The organism is Micromonospora yongxingensis (assembly GCF_052601155.1).
On sequence record NZ_JBQXEO010000022.1, the window covers coordinates 93,864 to 110,834 of the forward strand.

The 16,971-nt window shown below is 73.1% G+C and carries 17 protein-coding genes and 2 pseudogenes; 14 read left to right on the forward strand and 5 right to left on the reverse strand.

All coding sequences use genetic code 11. The features are described 5' to 3' along the window. Positions 1–56: 56 nt before the first annotated feature. Complete coding sequence (locus ACTWLT_RS24040) at positions 57–896, reverse strand: peptidylprolyl isomerase (protein WP_252419151.1); 840 nt, start codon at positions 894–896, stop codon at positions 57–59. Between the two features lie 58 nt (positions 897–954). Beyond that, entirely contained in the window at positions 955–1,839 is an 885-nt protein-coding gene (locus ACTWLT_RS24045) for a peptidylprolyl isomerase (RefSeq protein WP_445320323.1), read from the reverse strand. A gap of 265 nt (positions 1,840–2,104) precedes the next feature. On the opposite strand from ACTWLT_RS24045, the gene ACTWLT_RS24050 reads away from it, so the two are divergent. From ACTWLT_RS24050 to ACTWLT_RS24060, 3 genes are all read left to right on the forward strand, one after another. Continuing rightward, complete coding sequence (locus tag ACTWLT_RS24050) at positions 2,105–2,815, forward strand: MBL fold metallo-hydrolase (protein WP_252419153.1); 711 nt, start codon at positions 2,105–2,107, stop codon at positions 2,813–2,815. A 72-nt stretch (positions 2,816–2,887) separates the two neighbouring features. Next, complete coding sequence (gene hisS / locus ACTWLT_RS24055; RefSeq protein ID WP_445320324.1) at positions 2,888–4,216, forward strand: histidine--tRNA ligase; 1,329 nt, start codon at positions 2,888–2,890, stop codon at positions 4,214–4,216. Positions 4,217–4,286: 70 nt separating this feature from the next. Beyond that, the gene (locus ACTWLT_RS24060) at positions 4,287–5,228 is read left to right on the forward strand and encodes an acyl-ACP desaturase (protein WP_252419155.1); all 942 of its coding nucleotides are present in this window, start codon (positions 4,287–4,289) and stop codon (positions 5,226–5,228) included. A 132-nt stretch (positions 5,229–5,360) separates the two neighbouring features. On the opposite strand, the gene ACTWLT_RS24065 is transcribed toward ACTWLT_RS24060, so the two are convergent. After that, complete coding sequence (locus tag ACTWLT_RS24065; protein WP_445320325.1) at positions 5,361–5,870, reverse strand: PaaI family thioesterase; 510 nt, start codon at positions 5,868–5,870, stop codon at positions 5,361–5,363. Between the two features lie 55 nt (positions 5,871–5,925). Here ACTWLT_RS24065 and ACTWLT_RS24070 point away from each other — a divergent pair, with 55 nt between their 5' ends. From ACTWLT_RS24070 to ACTWLT_RS24085, 4 genes and pseudogenes are all read left to right on the forward strand, one after another. After that, positions 5,926–6,402 carry a winged helix-turn-helix transcriptional regulator gene (locus ACTWLT_RS24070; protein WP_445320326.1) on the forward strand — a complete coding sequence of 159 codons (477 nt, stop codon included), beginning with the start codon at positions 5,926–5,928 and terminating at the stop codon, positions 6,400–6,402. Positions 6,403–6,677: 275 nt separating this feature from the next. Then, positions 6,678–7,724: a S1 family peptidase gene (locus ACTWLT_RS24075; RefSeq protein WP_445320327.1), complete on the forward strand. Its 1,047-nt coding sequence runs from the start codon at positions 6,678–6,680 to the stop codon at positions 7,722–7,724. 141 nt (positions 7,725–7,865) lie between these two features. Further along, positions 7,866–7,933, forward strand: a pseudogene (locus ACTWLT_RS24080) (hypothetical protein); the annotation flags it as partial. A 45-nt stretch (positions 7,934–7,978) separates the two neighbouring features. Beyond that, positions 7,979–8,236 carry an MFS transporter gene (locus tag ACTWLT_RS24085; RefSeq protein ID WP_445320328.1) on the forward strand — a complete coding sequence of 86 codons (258 nt, stop codon included), beginning with the start codon at positions 7,979–7,981 and terminating at the stop codon, positions 8,234–8,236. Here ACTWLT_RS24085 and ACTWLT_RS24090 read toward each other — a convergent pair. Next, entirely contained in the window at positions 8,142–8,876 is a 735-nt protein-coding gene (locus tag ACTWLT_RS24090) for a DUF998 domain-containing protein (RefSeq protein ID WP_445320329.1), read from the reverse strand. The genes ACTWLT_RS24085 and ACTWLT_RS24090 overlap by 95 nt on opposite strands. 153 nt (positions 8,877–9,029) lie before the next feature. On the opposite strand from ACTWLT_RS24090, the gene aspS reads away from it, so the two are divergent. The 4 genes from aspS to ACTWLT_RS24110 all read left to right on the forward strand — a co-directional run bounded on the left by aspS (position 9,030) and on the right by ACTWLT_RS24110 (position 13,727). Then, positions 9,030–10,835: an aspartate--tRNA ligase gene (aspS, locus tag ACTWLT_RS24095; RefSeq protein WP_445320330.1), complete on the forward strand. Its 1,806-nt coding sequence runs from the start codon at positions 9,030–9,032 to the stop codon at positions 10,833–10,835. A 114-nt stretch (positions 10,836–10,949) separates the two neighbouring features. After that, complete coding sequence (locus tag ACTWLT_RS24100; RefSeq protein ID WP_445320331.1) at positions 10,950–11,762, forward strand: SDR family oxidoreductase; 813 nt, start codon at positions 10,950–10,952, stop codon at positions 11,760–11,762. Between the two features lie 67 nt (positions 11,763–11,829). Further along, entirely contained in the window at positions 11,830–12,438 is a 609-nt protein-coding gene (locus ACTWLT_RS24105) for an ArsR/SmtB family transcription factor (RefSeq protein ID WP_445320332.1), read from the forward strand. Next, positions 12,435–13,727: an MFS transporter gene (locus tag ACTWLT_RS24110; protein WP_445320333.1), complete on the forward strand. Its 1,293-nt coding sequence runs from the start codon at positions 12,435–12,437 to the stop codon at positions 13,725–13,727. Before ACTWLT_RS24105 ends, ACTWLT_RS24110 begins: the two co-directional genes overlap by 4 nt. 20 nt (positions 13,728–13,747) lie before the next feature. Here the strand turns inward: ACTWLT_RS24110 and ACTWLT_RS24115 are convergent, their stop codons facing one another. Continuing rightward, positions 13,748–14,488 (reverse strand): GNAT family N-acetyltransferase, encoded by a 741-nt coding sequence (locus tag ACTWLT_RS24115; RefSeq protein WP_445320334.1) that lies wholly within the window; start codon positions 14,486–14,488, stop codon positions 13,748–13,750. 140 nt (positions 14,489–14,628) lie between these two features. Between ACTWLT_RS24115 and ACTWLT_RS24120 the strand changes: the two genes are divergently transcribed. The 3 genes and pseudogenes from ACTWLT_RS24120 to ACTWLT_RS24130 form a co-directional block, all read left to right on the forward strand. Beyond that, positions 14,629–14,850, forward strand: coding sequence for a hypothetical protein (locus tag ACTWLT_RS24120; RefSeq protein ID WP_252419165.1), 222 nt, complete (start codon positions 14,629–14,631; stop codon positions 14,848–14,850). Between the two features lie 75 nt (positions 14,851–14,925). After that, positions 14,926–16,461, forward strand: coding sequence for a replication-associated recombination protein A (locus tag ACTWLT_RS24125; RefSeq protein WP_445320335.1), 1,536 nt, complete (start codon positions 14,926–14,928; stop codon positions 16,459–16,461). Further along, positions 16,458–16,971, forward strand: a pseudogene (locus ACTWLT_RS24130) (hypothetical protein); the annotation flags it as partial. The gene ACTWLT_RS24125 and the pseudogene ACTWLT_RS24130, both read left to right, overlap by 4 nt.

The window sequence follows — 16,971 nt, forward strand, 5'->3', positions numbered from 1 at the left end:
GACACGAAAGCGCCCGCCGGCTCAGCCGGCGGGCGCTTCGTCGTTCGCTGCGGGTGTCAGCCCTGCGGCGGGCTCATCGCGAGGTCCTTGATGATGACCTCCTTCTTCGGGTGGCCACCGCCGGCCTGCTGGGCGAACGCCCCGTCGTCGCCGGCCTTGGCCACGTCCTTGACGATGTCCAGGCCACCGGTGACGGTGCCCAGCACGGTGTACGCGGGGTCCAGCGGCGAGTCGCCGTAGACGATGAAGAACTGGCTGCCGGTGCTGCCCGGCTGGCCGGAGTTGGCCATCGCGATGACGCCCTCCGGGTACGGCGGGCGCTTCTCGGTGGGCAGGTTCTCCTCGGGCAGCTTGTAGCTCGGGCCGCCCATGCCGTCGGTCTGCCGCCAGCCGTTGCCGGTGGCGCTCGGGTCGCCGCACTGCAGCACCTTGATGCCCTCGGTCACCAGGCGGTGGCACTTGGTGTTGTCGAAGAAGTTCTTCTCCGCGAGGTAGGTGAAGCTGCCCGCCGTGCACGGCACCAGCGACCGGTCGACCTTGGCCGTGATCGGGCCGAGGTTGGTGTCGATCGTCATGGTCTGCACCCCGGTGCCGGACTGCTGGTTGCTCGGGAGCCCCACGTCCTTGATCTGCGGGCTCCGCTGGTCCGCGGGAAGCTGGTTGAACACGCACTCGGACGCGCCGGGCGCCTGGGCGGCGGTGTCGGTCTTGTCGTCGTCGCCGCCGAGGCTCATGGCCAGCCACACGGTGCCGGCGACCACGAGCACCAGCGCGGCGCCCGCGCCGATGATCGCCTGCGTCTGGCGGCGCTTGCGGGCCTTGGCCGCGCGCTCGGCCATCTCCTTCTCGAGCCGGGCGCGTGCCGCCGCGCGCTGCCGCTCTCTGGTGGACGTCACGCCTGGATCCTCCTGGCTGTCTGCTGCTGGGTGCCGCTCGGGTGGGTGGGGTGACCGGTCAGCCGGCGCTGGGGCTGCTGGCCGGGGCGCCGGAGGCCGACGGCGACGGTGCCGCGGCGGTGACCGGCTCACCAACGGTGAGGCTCTGGATCACCACGTCGGTCTTGGGCTTGACCTTGGCCCCCGTCCCATTGTCCACGGTCGGCAGGGCACCGATCTTCTCCACCACGTCGAGGCCGCCGGTCACCCGGCCGATGACCGGGAACTTCGGGTCGGTGGTGGTGAAGTCCTTGAAGAAGATCAGGAACTGGCTGCCGTTGCTGCCCGGCGGGTTGGAGATCATGGCCACGGTCCCCTTCGGGTACGTGGGCGGCTGGCCGGGCGCCGGGGTGGCCGACGGCGACGCCGACGGCACGGTCGGCACGTCCTCGTCGTAGAACGAGTACGTCGGGCCGCCGAGGCCGGTGCCGCTGGGGTCACCGCAGCGCAGAGCGCCGTCGGCGGTGATCTCGTGGCACTTGGTGTTGTCGTAGAACGACCGGCTCGCCAGGTGGGCGATGCTCGCCGCGGCACACGGGGAGTTGGTGAGGCTCAGCTCGGCGGTGATCGGCGCGCCCTGGTTGGTCGTCACGGTCATCGCCCGGGTGCCGTCGGTGGGCAGACCCTTGGTCTCCGGGGTGCCGACGTCCTTGAGGTTGGTGTTGGCCGTCGCGTCCTGCGGCGTCCAGAGACAGACGTCCTCGGCGGCCGTGTTCTGCTTCGGGTCGGAGTCGAACGCTCCGAGTGCCCAGGCCGAGCCGGCCACGATCAGCACGAGGACCAGGGCGGCGCCGACACCGGCCTGGATCTGCCGACGGCGCCGCGTGGCGGCGGCCCGGCGGGCCAACTGCCGGTCGAGCTTGGCCCGCGCCAGTTTGCGCTGCCGGTCCCTGCTGGAAGCCACCCGTGCTCCCCTTCCTCTACCTGGTTGTCGCCGGCGGCCGGGCGTCCCGGCCCGTCAGGCGTCACGTGTGCCGCGCCACACGCCCGCCAGAGTGTACGGCTAGCGACTGGGAATGTGGTGTACGAGGTCCACCCCGCCGTCAGCAGCCCTTATCGGGCGATGTCACTGTGCCCGGCGGGGCGGGAGGGACGGACGCGGCAAACCGGCTCGCCCCGCCGGTTAGGCTGCTGGGCAGGACGACAGCTCGACGGAAAGGACAGCGCCCGTGCTCGTGGCCGGCTTCCCCGCGGACGCCTTCGGCACCAACTGCTATGTGGTGGCCACCGCGCCGGGGGAGCAGTGCGTGGTGGTCGACCCCGGCATCGGGGTGCTCGACCAGCTCGACGCGCTGCTCGCCGAGCACCGCCTGCACCCGGCCGCCGTGCTGCTCACCCACGGCCACCTCGACCACACCTTCTCGGTGGCGCCGGTCTGCGGTGCCCGCGGCATCACCGCGTACGTCCACCCCGGTGACCGGGAGATGCTGGCCGACCCGGCCAAGGGCCTCTCGAGCGACCTGACCTCGCTCTTCGGTGGCCGGTTGAGCTACACCGAGCCGGAGGACGTGGCCGAGCTGACCGACGGCGCCACCCTCACGCTGGCCGGTCTGGAGATCGCCGTCGACCACGCCCCGGGCCATACCGGCGGGTCGGTGCTGTTCCGGCTGCCCGGCGCCGGCTCCGGCTGGGAGGCCGACGAGCTGTGTCTCTCCGGCGACGTGCTCTTCGCCGGGTCGATCGGCCGCACCGACCTGCCCGGCGGCAGCATGCCGGCGATGCTCACCAGCCTGCGCGACAAGATCCTTCCGCTGGCCGACGACACGGTCGTGCTGCCCGGCCACGGCCCCAGCACCACCATCGGCCGCGAGCGCGCCAGCAACCCGTACCTCATCGAGGTGGCTGGCACGTCGCCGGCCGCTCCCACCCGGGGCCTCTAGATCTTTGTCCGCGCCGCGCGCGGACCCGACGACACCACCGCGCCGCGGGCGCGGAACCGCAAGGAGTACGCGATGAGCAAGCCCACGCCCATCTCCGGCTTCCCGGAGTGGACCCCCGGCCAGCGGATGATCGAGCAGTTCGTGCTCGACCGGATCCGGGCCACCTTCGAGCTGTACGGCTTCGCCCCACTGGAGACCCGTGCGGTGGAGCCGCTGGACCAGTTGCTGCGCAAGGGCGAGACCTCCAAGGAGGTCTACGTGATCCGGCGGCTGCACGCCGACGCCGAGGGTGCCGGTGGCGACGACCAGCTCGGCCTGCACTTCGACCTGACCGTGCCGTTCGCCCGGTACGTGCTGGAGAACGCCGGCAAGCTGGCCTTCCCGTTCCGCCGCTACCAGATCCAGAAGGTGTGGCGGGGCGAGCGGCCGCAGGAGGGTCGCTACCGGGAGTTCGTCCAGGCCGACATCGACATCGTCGACCGGGACACCCTGGCCCCGCACCACGAGGCGGAGATGCCGCTGGTGATCGGGGACGCGCTGCGGGCGCTGCCGATCCCGCCGGTGACGATCCAGGTCAACAACCGCAAGATCTGTGAGGGCTTCTACCGGGGCATTGGACTGACCGACCCGGAGGCGGCCCTGCGCGCGGTCGACAAGCTCGACAAGATCGGCCCGGCGAAGGTGGCCGACCTGCTGGCCCAGACCGCCGGCGCGAGCGAGGCGCAGGCCAAGGCGTGCCTGGCGCTGGCCGAGATCTCCGCGCCGGACGCGTCCTTCGCCGACGCGGTACGCGCGCTCGGCGTCGACGACCCGCTGCTGACCGAGGGCATCGAGGAGTTGGTCCGGGTGGTCGAGACCGCCGCCGAGCACTCGCCCGGCCTGTGCGTGGCGGACCTGCGCATCGCCCGCGGCCTGGACTACTACACGGGCACCGTCTACGAGACCCAGCTGCGCGGCTACGAGCGGTTCGGCTCGATCTGCTCCGGCGGTCGGTACGACAACCTGGCCAGCGCCGGCACCACCTCGTACCCCGGGGTGGGCATCTCGATCGGGGTGACCCGGCTGCTCGGCCTGCTCTTCGGCGCGGGTGAGTTGTCGGTCTCCCGCGAGGTGCCGACCGCCGTGCTGGTGGCGGTGACCAGTGAGGAGCGGCGGGCGGCCAGCAACCGGGTGGCCGAGGCGTTGCGGCGGCGTGGCGTGCCGACCGAGGTGTCGCCGAGCGCGGCGAAGTTCGGCAAGCAGATCCGCTACGCCGAGCGGCGCGGCATTCCGTACGTCTGGTTCCCGGGTGCCGACGGCGGCCCGGACGAGGTGAAGGACATCCGTTCCGGCGAGCAGGTCACGGCGGCCGCGGGGGAGTGGATGCCGTCTCGGGCGGACCTCAAACCGGTGGTCGGCTGAGAGTCCGACTGGCGCGTACGGCCGCGGGGACCTACGGTAGCGTAAGTTACGCCACCGTAGGGAGTTTCTCGTGACCGTGAGCACCACAGTGAGTCAGACCGCACTGCTCGTCGAGCTGGAGCCGGTGGTCGCGCGCAATCTGGACCGCCACCTCTCGCTGGCCAAGGAGTGGTTCCCGCACGAGTACGTGCCGTGGAGCGACGGGCGTACCTTCGACGGGCCGCTCGGCGGCGAGGCGTGGTCTCCGACCGACTCCACCATCCCGGACGTGGCGCGTACCGCGCTGATCGTCAACCTGCTGACCGAGGACAACCTGCCCTCGTACCACCACGAGATCGCCACCCTGTTCGGCCGGGACGGCGCGTGGGGCACCTGGGTGCACCGGTGGACCGCGGAGGAGGGCCGGCACGGCACGGCGATCCGCGACTACCTGACGGTCAGCCGGGCGGTCGACCCGGTGGCGCTGGAGCGTGCCCGGATGACGCACATGTCCGCCGGCTACGTCAACGTGCACGACGACGAGGTCCTGCACTCGCTCGCGTACGTCTCGTTCCAGGAGCTGGCCACCCGGATCTCGCACCGCAACACCGGCAAGGCCACCGGCGACCCGGTCTGCGAGGCGCTGCTGGCGCGGGTGGCGGCCGACGAGAACCTGCACATGGTCTTCTACCGCAACCTGCTCGCCGGCGCGTTCGAGCTGGCCCCGAGCCAGGCGATGCGGGCCGTCGCCGACGTGGTGGCAAACTTCCAGATGCCGGGCAACGGCATCGACGGCTTCGCCCGCAAGTCGGTGGCGATCGCCCTCGCCGGCATCTACGACCTGCGCCAGCACCGCGACGAGGTGCTGATGCCGGTGCTGCGCCAGTGGGACGTGTTCAACGTGACCGGCCTGAACGCCGACGGCGAGGCCGCCCGCGAGCAGTTGGCCGCCCAACTCGACACCCTGGAGCAGGCCGCGTCCCGCTTCGAGGAGAAGCGCGACGCCCGAGCCGCCCGCCTGGCCCAGCGCTGACCCCAGGCTCCGGGCCTCCGGCTCTGCCTCCTGTCCCGCCTCGGTGATCATGAGGTTGGCGGGTTGTTCGATCTTCCGATCGCCCGTCAACCTCATGATCGACGCGAACGGGGTCGGGGGTTGGGGTCAGGGTCAGGGGTTCAGGGGGAAGATCAGGCAGCTGCTCGTGGCGTGCGCGACGAGGCGGGAGCTGGCGTCGGTGAGGCGGGCCTCGGCCAGGGCGGTGCGGCGGCCGCGCTGGAGCACGGTGCCCTCGCAGCGCAGGATGCCGCTGTCGACGGTGACCGGGCGGAGGAACTTCACGTTCAGGTCCAGCGAGGTGTAGCCGACCCCCACGGGCAGCGTGGTGTGCACGGCGCAGCCGGCGGCGGTGTCCAGCAGGGTGGAGATGACACCACCGTGGACGGTGCCGAGGGGGTTGTAGTGGAACTCCTGCGGGACCAGCTCGACGGCGACCCGTCCCTCGTCCGCCTCCATCCGGGCCATGTCGATCAGGTGCATGACCGGAGGCGCCGCCAACTCGCCGGCGATCATCGCCCGGATCATGTCGAGGCCACCGCGCCGACCGAGCTGCGCGGCGTTGGTCGCCGGATCCGACCAGGTGAAGGTGCGGGTGCGCGTCGGCTCCTGCGTCTGTGTCATGGACGCAGCCTCGCAGCACGTTGCTGAGTCTGTCAATGAGACCTAGCCTGGGCGGATGAGACCCGCGGCACTGGACTGGTCGGTGGACAACTGCACCATCGCCCGAGCGATGGAGGTCCTCGGCGAGCGGTGGACCCTGGTCGTGCTCCGCGAGGTGTTCAACGGCGTACGCCGCTTCGACGACATGCGGGTGCGCACCGGGATTCCCCGCCAGGTGCTGACCAACCGGCTGACCACCCTCGTCGAGCAGGGTGTGCTGCGCCGCGAGCCGTACCGGGAGCCGGGCAGCCGGCTGCGCCACGAGTACCGGCTGACCGAGAAGGGCATGGACCTCTGGCCGGTGTTGGTCGCCGTGCTCGGATGGGGCGACCGGCACCTCGCCGACCCGGAGGGCTCGCCGCTGAGCGTGGGTCACCGCGACTGCGGCGCGGAGGTACGCGTCACGCTGCGTTGCGCGGACGGGCACGAGGTGACCCGGCACCGCGACGTGGTGCCCCGCCCGGGTCCCGGCGCCCGCCGCCGTACCTCCTGACGCCGACCGCCGGGACCGCCGGGCGCCACCGCCGGACGGCAGGTGCTGTCCGGCGGTGATTCGGTGTGACGGTGGGCGTTCGCGAGCGTGTCAGAGGTGTTGCGGCGATGTGGCCGATGAAGATCGACAAATCCGGGCGAAACCAAGTCTTGCCAACGATCTTATGTATGTGAATACTTCAGTTCACTCGGCCGGTTTTCCCAGATCGGCAGGGTGTCCCCCTCGGGATCGCCGTCCCCGGCGAGACCCGTTCCCCCGCCCAGGAGGTTTGTTACATGCGACCCACGAGGTCCTCACTCCGCGTCGCGGCCACCGTCGCCGTGGCCGGAACCCTGGTCGTCGGCTCACTCGTCGGCGCGCCCGCCCAGGCTGCCCCCGCCGCCTCGCCGGACGCCGCCGCCGCCATCTCCGCGCAGCTCGGTGACAGCTCCGCCGGCTCGTACATCGACGCCAGCGGCAGGTCCGTCGTCACCGTCACCGACGCGGCCGCCGCCCGCAAGGCGAGCAACGCCGGCGCCTCCGTCCGGTACGTCACCCGCGGTGCCGCCGAGCTCAACCGGGCCACGGCGGACCTGGAGCGCTCCGCCAAGATCCCTGGCACCGCGTGGTGGAGTGACCCGGTCACGAACCAGGTCGTCGTCTCCGTGGACAGCACCGTCACCGGGGCCAAGCTGGAGCGGGTCAAGGCCGCCGCCGCGCGGGCCAACGGCGCGGTCCGGGTCGAGGCCGAGGCCGGCGTGCTGAGCACCCGGATCTCCGGTGGTCAGGCCATCTACGCCGGCGGTGGCGGACGCTGCTCGCTCGGCTTCAACGTGCGCAGCGGCAGCACCTACTACTTCCTGACCGCCGGGCACTGCACCAACATCTCGGCGAGCTGGTACTCGAACTCCGCCCAGACGGCGCTGATCGGCACCCGCACCGGCACCAGCTTCCCGGGCAACGACTACGGCATCGTGCGGCACAGCAACTCGGCCAACGCCGCCGGCAACGTCTCCCTCTACAACGGCAGCTTCCGTGACATCACCGGCGCCGGCAACGCCTCCGTCGGCCAGGCGGTGCAGCGCTCCGGCAGCACCACCGGCCTGCGCTCGGGCTCGGTGACCGCGACCAACGCCACGGTGAACTACGCCGAGGGCTCGGTCTCCGGTCTGATCCGCACCAACGTCTGCGCCGAGCCGGGCGACAGCGGCGGCTCGCTCTTCGCCGGTGGCACCGCCCTCGGCCTGACCTCCGGTGGTAGCGGCAACTGCCGCACCGGCGGCACCACCTACTTCCAGCCGGTCACCGAGGCGCTCAGCCGCTACGGCGTCAGCGTCTTCTGATCGATCCACCGCGCACGGGCCGCCGGAGAACTCCGGCGGCCCGTGCCGCGCGTACGGGCAATGCCGGCGATGGCCGGACTGAGCGGGTGCCAACGAGGTACGTTCCGGCCGGTGAGCGCCCCCGTCATCGCCAGCGCCGACATGCCCGCCTCGGCCTCCGCCTGGGCCCCGCTGCGGCTCGCCGCGTTCCGCAGCCTCTGGCTGGCGGTGTTGGCCAGCAACATCGGCACCTGGATGCAGACGGTCGGCGCGCAGTGGCTGGGTTCGTGGCGGCGATGCGGGCGGTGGGCCGGTCGCGGCGGCGTACCGGGGCGATGCGCTGGGGGCTGTTCCGCGCGGGGGAGCGGGAGGACGGCTACGTCGAGGTCTACCAGGTGCCGTCCTGGGAGGAGCACCTGCGCCAGCACGGGGGCCGGCTCACGGGAGCCGACCAGGCCGTCGGGGAGCGGGCCCGCGAGTTGGTCGAGGGTGTTCCCGTCGTACGGCACCTGCTGCCGGCAGACCCGGACTGAGCGTCGCGCCGCCGGCGGCGGACCACATCAGGTGAGCCCGGCGGGCGGAGAGCAGCGCCAGCAGCGGCCAGAGCGAGACGGCCACCGCCGTCACCCGTTCGGCCAGGCCGGTCCGGGAGCCGCTGGTCACCTCGAACGCGAACCAGCCGAAGAGGGCCAGCAGCACGACCGCGGCACTCAACCCCACCGCCCGGCGGAACGCCCACGGCGGCTCCGGCGCGGCCGGATGTGCGACGTCCCGGCCACGCGGCAGCTTCAGTGCCGAGCCGGCCGGCCAGAGAGCCAGGGCGAGAACGGCCACGGTCGCCACGATGCCGTGGCTCAGCGACCCACCCACGGTCGGCCGGGGAAACGCGACCAGCGCGATGGTGGCCACGCCGCCGACGGCCAGCAGGAAGCGACTGGGTAACCCGGCCGCGTGCAGCACGGCCGCGGTCGCGAGATAGCAGCAGCCGAGCAGCACCAGCGTGCTGATCATGATCCAGGCGTCGGTGGCGTCGTGCCCGGCCAGCTCGCTGATGGTGTCCCGCACCGGGTCGTAGCCGGCGGGCTGCCGGGCTTCGGCGACCGTCCAGCCGGCCACCAGCAGCAGGGGCGCAGCCGCCGCCGTGGCGACGGCCCAGTTCGGTACGGCGCGCATTTCGCCACGTTAACCAACACACCGACCCGCCGAGCCTGGTTCGCCCGGCCGTCCACCGGAGAATGACCCGGCCTGCTGGGTGCCCCCGAGGAAGGCCGGCCGCCCCTGACAGAATGCCCATGAGGACTGTTCCACGATGAGGAGTTGCCAGCCGTGATCCGTACCCACAATGCCGGAAGCCTGCGCGCGACGGACGCCGGCACGTCGGTGACGCTCGCCGGGTGGGTGGCCCGCCGGCGCGACCACGGCGGGGTCATCTTCGTCGACCTGCGCGACGGCTCCGGCGTGGTCCAGGTGGTGTTCCGCGAGGAGGACGCGCACGCGCTGCGCAACGAGTTCTGCGTGAAGGTCACCGGCGAGGTGACCCGCCGGCCGGCCGGCAACGAGAACCCGGAGCTGCCCACCGGCGAGGTCGAGGTGACCGCCGTCGAGCTGGAGGTGCTCTCCGAGGCGGCTCCGCTGCCGCTGCCGGTGGACGACCAGGTGGAGGCCGGTGACGACATCCGGCTCAAGTACCGCTACCTGGACCTGCGCCGCAGCGGCCCGGCGAACGCGCTGCGGCTGCGCTCGCGCGCCAGCCAGCTCGCCCGGGGCGTGCTGCACGAGCGGGACTTCCTGGAGATCGAGACCCCGACGCTGACCCGGTCGACGCCGGAGGGCGCCCGCGACTTCCTGGTGCCGGTCCGCCTCCAGCCGGGCAGCTGGTACGCGCTGCCGCAGTCGCCGCAGCTGTTCAAGCAGCTGCTGATGGTCGGCGGCATGGAGCGGTACTACCAGATCGCCCGCTGCTACCGCGACGAGGACTTCCGCGCCGACCGGCAGCCGGAGTTCACCCAGCTCGACATCGAGATGTCCTTCGTCACCGAGGACGACGTGATCGACCTCGGCGAGGCGATCGTCTCGGCGCTGTGGAAGGACCTGGCCGGGCACGAGATCAGCCGGCCCATCCCGCGGATCACCTGGCACGACGCGATGGCCCGCTACGGCTCGGACAAGCCGGACCTGCGCTACGGCGTGGAGCTGACCGAGCTGACCGACTACCTGCGCGGCACCGAGTTCCGGGTCTTCGCCGGGGCGATCGACGCGGGCGGCTACGTCGGCGCGGTCGTCATGCCCGGCGGCGCGGCGCAGAGCCGCAAGGAGCTGGACGGCTGGCAGGACTGGGCCAAGGCGCGCGGCGCGCGCGGCCTGGCGTACGTGGTGCTGGACGCCGAGACCGGCGAGGCGCGCGGCCCGGTGGCGAAGAACCTCTCCGCCGAGCACCTGGGCGGGCTCGCCGACGCGGTCGGCGCCAAGCCGGGCGACGCGGTGTTCTTCGCCGCCAGCGCCACCACCCGTGAGGCGCAGGAGCTGCTGGGCGCTGCCCGCGTCGAGATCGCCAAGCGGGCCGGGCTGATCGACGAGAGTGCCTGGGCGTTCTGCTGGGTGGTCGACGCGCCGATGTTCGAGAAGACGGACGAGGGCGGCTGGACGGCCGTGCACCACCCGTTCACCTCGCCCAACTCGGAGTGGGTGGACCGGTTCGAGGAGGCGCCGGACCGCGCCCTGGCCTACGCGTACGACATCGTCTGCAACGGCAACGAGATCGGCGGCGGTTCGATCCGTATCCACCGGGGCGACGTGCAGAAGCGGGTCTTCGACCTGCTCGGCATCACCCCCGAGGAGGCGCAGGACAAGTTCGGCTTCCTGCTGGAGGCGTTCAAGTACGGCGCCCCGCCGCACGGCGGTATCGCCTTCGGCTGGGACCGGGTCTGCATGCTGCTCGCCGGCGCGGACTCCATCCGCGAGGTGATCGCCTTCCCGAAGACCCGTGGCGGCTTCGACCCGCTGACCGGCGCGCCGACGCCGATCACCGGCCAGCAGCGCACCGAGGCCGGCATCGACGCCAAGCCGAAGCCCCCAGCCACGGCCCACACCGGCACCGCCGGCCCCTCCGCCCCGGTAGCCGACCCGGTCTAACCCACCCCGCCCCCACCCCGCCCCCGCCCCCTGCTTGGTTGATCAAGAGGTTTGCGTCATCATCGCCCGTCGGGGTGACGCAAACCTCTTGATCGTTCACGGGGGAGTGGTGGCATGCGGGTGCTCGTGGTGGGGGCCAGTGGGTTTCTCGGGGGTGAGGTGTGCCGGCGGGCTTCGGGCACCGGGTGGTCGGTGGTGGGGACGTGCCACTCCGGCGACATCACCGTGCCGGGGGTTGCGGTGCGGCGGTTGGACGTGACCGATCGGGCCGCCGTGCGCGCGCTGGTCGCCGAGGTGCGCCCGGATGCCGTGGTCAGCACCCCCTACCGGTACGGCGACTGGTCGGTCACCGCCGACGGGGCCGCGCACGTGGCGGTCGCCGCCGCTGAGATGTGCGCCCGGCTGGTGCACATCTCCAGCGACGCGCTGCACGCCGGCCGCCCCTCGCCCTACTCCGACGACGAGCCGCCGACGCCGGTGAACGCGTACGGCGCCGCGAAGGCCGCGGCCGAGACCGCCGTGCGGGCGGTCGACCCCGGGGCGGCGCTGGTGCGTACCTCGCTGATCCTCGGAGAGGGCAGCAAGCAGATCGAGCTGTCCCGGGAGGCGCTCGCCGGGCGGGCCACCCTGTTCACCGACATGATCCGCTGCCCGGTCGACGTCACCGACCTGGCCGACGCCGTGCTCGAGCTGGTCGACAGCGCGTACGCCGGCCCGCTCAACGTGGCCGGCGCGGACGCGGTCAGCCGCGCCGAGCTGGGCCTGCTGGTCGCCGAGCGGTTCGGGCTCGACGCGGCGGGCCTGAAGACCACCACCAGCACCGCCGCCGGGGTGCCCGGCCCCGGCGACGTACGCCTGGACTCCAGCCGTGCCGCCGGCCTGCTGCGGACCCGGCTGCGCGGGGCGCGCGAACTCCTGGGGCACTGACCCGCCGTTGCACACTTCCTGTGCATAACTCTTGTGCACAGGAAGTGTGCAGAGATAGTGTGCATGCATGGCGAACGACGAAGAGACCCCGCGGCCGGCGCCGCGTGAGGTGCGGATCGACAAGCGGCAGGTCCGGGTGCTCGCCCACCCGCTGCGGATGCGGCTGGTCGGGGCACTGCGCGTGAAGGGCCCGGCCACCGCCACCACACTGGCCGAGCTGCTCGGCACCAACACCGGCGCGACCAGCTACCACCTGCGCCAACTCGCCGAGGTCGGCCTGGTCGTCGAGGATCCCGACCGGGGCAGCGGACGGCAGCGCTGGTGGCAGGCCGCGCACGACGTCACCAACTGGGAACCGACCGACTTCGACGACGACCCCGACGCCCGGGCCGCGATCGAGTGGATCCAGGGCGACCAGGTGCGGCACCTCGTCGAGCACGCCGAACGCTGGTTCGCCACCCAGCACGAGTGGTCCCCCGCATGGCGGGACGCCTTCGGCATGAGCGACATCTTCATGACCATCCCGCCGGCTCGGCTGGAGGAGCTCAAGGCCGAGGTGTGGCAGGTGCTGGAGCGGTACCACCGCGAGGCCGACCCCGTCGACTCCTCCGACCCGCAGGCCCGCCCGGTGCAGGTCTTCCTGGCCGCCTACCCGTTGAAGGAGGAGTACCGGTGAGCGCCCTGTCCGTACGCCAGGTCCGGCGTCGCTACCTCACGCTCTACGGCCTGCGCTGGCTGCCCACCGGCCTGATGATCCCGGTGATGATCCTGCTGATGCAGGAGCGCGGCCTGTCACTGCCGCAGATCGGGCTGGTCAGCACCGCGCAGGGTCTGCTGGTGCTGGCCCTGGAGCTGCCCACCGGCGGGCTCGCCGACGCCCTCGGCCGCCGACCGGTGCTGCTCGCCGCCGGAGCACTCAACCTCGTCTCCCTGTCACTGTTCGCGGTGGCCGACTCGTTCCTGCTGTTCTTCCTGGTCTGGGCGTTGCAGGGGATCTACCGTGCGCTCGACAGCGGCCCACTGGAGTCCTGGTACGTCGACGCCACCCTCGCCGCCGACCCGAAAGCCGAGTACGAGCGGGGCCTCGGTTACGCCGGCACCGTCGTCGGAGCGGCCATCGGCGCCGGCGCGCTGCTCAGCGGCGCCCTGGTCCTCCTCGGCCCGATCGGGCCGGTCAGCGCGCTCACGGTGCCCGTGCTGTTCGCCATCCTCGCCCAGGCCGCGGCACTGGTCGCGCTGCTCGCCCTGCTGGTCGAGGAGAGGCCGGCCACCGGGGCGGCGGGACTGCGGGCCTCGGTGGTCCAGGCGCCCCGGATGATCGGCGAGGCGGTCGGGCTGCTGCGCCGATCCCGGGTGCTGCTGGCCCTGGTGGCGGTGGAACTGTTCTGGGGCTTCGGCATGGTCACCTTCGAGTCGCTGCTGCCGGTGCGGCTCGCCGAGGTGGTCGGTGACCCGGAACGCGCCGCCGCGCTGCTCGGGCCGGCCAACTCGGCCGCGTGGCTCGCCTCGGCGGCCGGGGCGGCGCTGACCCCGCTGCTGCTGCGCTGGCCCGGCGCCGCGCCCGGGGCGGCCCTGCTGCGCATCCTGCAGGGCGTCACGGTGGTCGGGATGGGACTCTTCGCCGGGCCGGTCGGGGTGCTCGTGGCGTACCTGGCCTGCTACACCGTGCACGGCGCGTCCAACCCACTGCACAGCGGGCTGCTGCACCGACAGGTCGACGGCCCCTACCGGACCAGCGTGCTCTCACTGAACTCGATGATGGCGCAGCCGGCCGGCGCGCTCGGCGGGGTGGCACTGACCGCGCTCGCCGCCGCCACCAGCGTCGGCACCGCCATGGTGGTCGGCGCCGTCGTGCTGGCCGTCGCCGCCCCGCTCTACCTGCCCGCCTGGCGGGCCGGACGCCAGCGCGCAGCGGATCCCGCCGCCGTTGCCGAACCCGCCGAACCCCAGGCGGCCGGACGGTAGGACGGGTCCCCTCCTCCCCCTCAGGCCAGCCGTAGCGAGCTGAGGGGGAGGGTGGCGGTGAAGCCGAGCCGCCGGTACAGCCGCACCGCCCCGACGTTGTCCGGATAGACGCCCAGACCGACGGTGTCGTGGCGCGCCAGCAGCGCCCGGGTCATCCCGGCGGTCAGCGCCGCACCCAGCCCCCGACCCCGCTGGTCGGGGGCGACGGTCAGGCCGGCGAGGAAGCCGATGTCGCCCCGGCTGCGGTCCGCGCCGCAGGCCACCAACCGGCCGCCGGCCCGGATGCCGTACCAGTCCACCACCCGGGGGTCGCCGGGGCGGGAGGTGGTGCTCGGGAACGCCTCGTCGATCAGCGCCTCCAGCGCCGGGTGGTCGGCGGCGGTCAGTCGTACCACCCGCTGCTCGCCCGGCTGGGCCGGCGGCGGCGTGCTCGTCCAGTGGAAGTCCCAGTCGTCGTGCCGCGACACCGCGAGCCGGCCCGCCACCTGGGCCGGATCGTGCCGGGGGAGATGCAGCCACTGCTCCGGTCGCAGCACCCCGTCGGCGACCAGCGCGACGCACACGTCGATCGCCGGCCCGGCCGTCCCGATCGCGCCGCCGGCCGGTCCCTGCCCGGGCGGCAGCAACCACAACACGGCGCCGTCACGCCGGTAGCCGCGTGCCGGCACGCCGCGCCAGAGCGCGTGCCGGGCGTAGGGGTGGTTGCCGGCGGCGGCCAGGATGGCGGCGCGGTCCTGCAACTCCTGGTCGTACGTGATCATGCGAACCAGCCTAGGAGCCGGCGGGTCGGTGGCTGCGGCGGACCGCCCCGGTGCGGCTGAATCCACCGTGGAGATTGGCGAGTCGACCGATTGGGTACATCCGGGGCCGACCTACTGGGAACCCCCACCGGAGGACCGACATGCTCGCCATTCTGGCCGCCATCGTCTTTGGCTTTGCCCTGCTGATCGATCTGCTCGACACGAACTTCGGCGCACCGGACCTGTTCAACTGGAACACGCTCGTGCTTCTCGGGTTGTTCCTGCTCTCGCTCTACCTGGGTGGCGTGGGCAGCGGCCCGCGCGCCGGTGGCGGCGGTGGCGGCGGTCGCTGGTACCGGGGCCGGCGCCCCGGCCGTGGCTGACCGGAACCGATCATCAGTGGCCCGGCCCGCGGCGCGATTCCGGCGTCGCGGGTCCGGCCCGGTACTGTCTTCGTGATGGAGTCCGACGCCCTCTTCTCCCTCGGTGCACCCGCCGGGACGCGCAGCGCGCCCGATGGTCTCGCCGGTGCCGACGGCTTCACTCCGGTAGCGGACGATTCGCCCCTGCCCGTCCGGATGCGCCCGGCGACCCTCGACGAGCTGGTCGGGCAGGAGCACCTGCTCGCCCCCGGCGCGCCGCTGCGCCAGCTGGTCTCCGGCGGCGCCCCGATGTCGGTCATCCTCTGGGGACCACCGGGCAGCGGCAAGACCACCATCGCGCACCTGGTGGCGGCGGCCACCGACCGCCGGTTCGTCGCCATGTCGGCGCTCTCCGCCGGGGTCAAGGACGTCCGGGCGGTGATCGAGGCGGCCCGCCGACAGCGCCGCTCGGGCGGCCCGCAGACCGTGCTCTTCATCGACGAGGTGCACCGGTTCAGCAAGACCCAGCAGGATTCGCTGCTCGCCGCCGTCGAGGACCGTACGGTCACGCTCCTGGCCGCGACCACGGAGAATCCGTACTTCTCGGTCATCTCTCCCCTGCTGTCCCGATGCGTGCTGCTCACCCTGCAACCGCTGGACGACGAGGCGGTGCGGGGGCTGCTACGCCGTGCGGTCGCCGACGAGCGTGGCCTGGGCGGCGCGCTCACCCTGGCCGCCGAGGCCGAGGACCACCTGGTCCGGCTCGCGTCCGGCGACGTCCGTAAGGCGCTGACCGCGCTGGAGGCGGCGGCGGCCTCGGCCACGGCGCTCGGCGCGGACCGGATCGACCTCGCCACCGCCGAGCAGGCGGTCGACGTGGCCGCGGTGCGCTACGACCGCGACGGCGACGCCCACTACGACGTGGTCAGCGCGTTCATCAAGAGCATGCGCGGCTCGGACGTGGACGCCGCGGTGCACTGGCTGGCCCGGATGCTGGTCGCCGGGGAGGACGCCCGGTTCATCGCCCGCCGGCTGGTCATCTTCGCCAGCGAGGACGTGGGCATGGCCGACCCCGGCGCGTTGAGCGTGGCCACCGCCGCCGCGCACGCGGTCGAGTACGTCGGGCTGCCGGAGGCGCAGCTCAACCTGGCCCAGGCGGTGATCCACCTGGCCACCGCACCCAAGTCGAACTCGGCCACCACCGCCATCGGCGCGGCGATCGCCGACGTGCGCGCCGGCCGGGGCGGCCCGGTGCCCCGGGGCCTGCGCGACGCGCACTACGCCGGCGCCCGAGGGCTGGGTCACGGCACGGGCTACCGCTACCCGCACGACGACCAGCGCGGCGTGGTCACCCAGCAGTACGTCCCGGACGACCTGGTGGGTACCGACTACTACCGGCCCAGCCCGCACGGGGCGGAGCGGTCGGTGGCCACCCGGCTGCCGCTGCTGCGCCGGATCGTGCGCGGGCTGCCGGCCCCGCCCGCCCGCCCGGACGCCCCGGCGGGGCAGTCCGTAACGGCGCAGACCGGGCCGGCGCTAGCCGACGGGGACGGTCTCCCGACGACGGGCACGGGCGGTCCCGGCACGATGCAGGACAGCGGCACGAACGCCGCAGGAGAGGGTCAACAGTGAAGTCGCGTGGTGCGGACCGCCCGGACGAGAGCCCGGACGAGCGGCGCGATCCTCGCGCCAAGGGCCGCCGCTGGGGTCGAGGCCGGGCCGAGGCCGAGCCGGAGGAGCCGGTGGCCGGCGAGGAGTTCGGCTGGATCGACGACCTGCGGTCGGCCAAGCAGCAACGCTCCGAGCTGGGCCCCGACGGGTCGCCGGCAGAGCCGGCCGGGCGCGGGGGTGCCCCGGTGCCGCCGGACGCCCCGGTGCCACCCGCCGCTCGCCGTGGTGACCCGGACGGCCCCGCCGCGCGCCGACCCGTCGACGGCCCCTGGCCCGGTGAGGCACCGCCGCAGCCCGGCCGCCGCCCTGACGAACGGCCGCCCGCCGACCGACCCCGGGCCGCAGGCCCGGGAGTTTCCACCCCGGGCCAGCCGGCTCGCCGCGGGGCACCGCCGGCACCCGGCGGCCCGCGTGCCGCCGTGCCGCCGCCCGCCCCTACCGCCGCCCGCCCGGCCGGTGGTGAGCCGGTGG

Bases quoted from the DNA above. Each gene is read 5' to 3' on its own strand.
- hisS (WP_445320324.1), top strand. From the start codon at position 2,888: ATGAGCAAGCCCACGCCCATCTCCGGCTTCCCGGAGTGGACCCCCGGC.
- ACTWLT_RS24065 (WP_445320325.1), bottom strand. From the start codon at position 5,870: ATGACACAGACGCAGGAGCCGACGCGCACCCGCACCTTCACCTGGTCG.
- ACTWLT_RS24070 (WP_445320326.1), top strand. From the start codon at position 5,926: ATGAGACCCGCGGCACTGGACTGGTCGGTGGACAACTGCACCATCGCC.
- ACTWLT_RS24075 (WP_445320327.1), top strand. From the start codon at position 6,678: ATGCGACCCACGAGGTCCTCACTCCGCGTCGCGGCCACCGTCGCCGTG.
- ACTWLT_RS24090 (WP_445320329.1), bottom strand. From the start codon at position 8,876: ATGCGCGCCGTACCGAACTGGGCCGTCGCCACGGCGGCGGCTGCGCCC.
- ACTWLT_RS24100 (WP_445320331.1), top strand. From the start codon at position 10,950: ATGCGGGTGCTCGTGGTGGGGGCCAGTGGGTTTCTCGGGGGTGAGGTG.
- ACTWLT_RS24105 (WP_445320332.1), top strand. From the start codon at position 11,830: ATGGCGAACGACGAAGAGACCCCGCGGCCGGCGCCGCGTGAGGTGCGG.
- ACTWLT_RS24115 (WP_445320334.1), bottom strand. From the start codon at position 14,488: ATGATCACGTACGACCAGGAGTTGCAGGACCGCGCCGCCATCCTGGCC.
- ACTWLT_RS24120 (WP_252419165.1), top strand. From the start codon at position 14,629: ATGCTCGCCATTCTGGCCGCCATCGTCTTTGGCTTTGCCCTGCTGATC.
- ACTWLT_RS24125 (WP_445320335.1), top strand. From the start codon at position 14,926: ATGGAGTCCGACGCCCTCTTCTCCCTCGGTGCACCCGCCGGGACGCGC.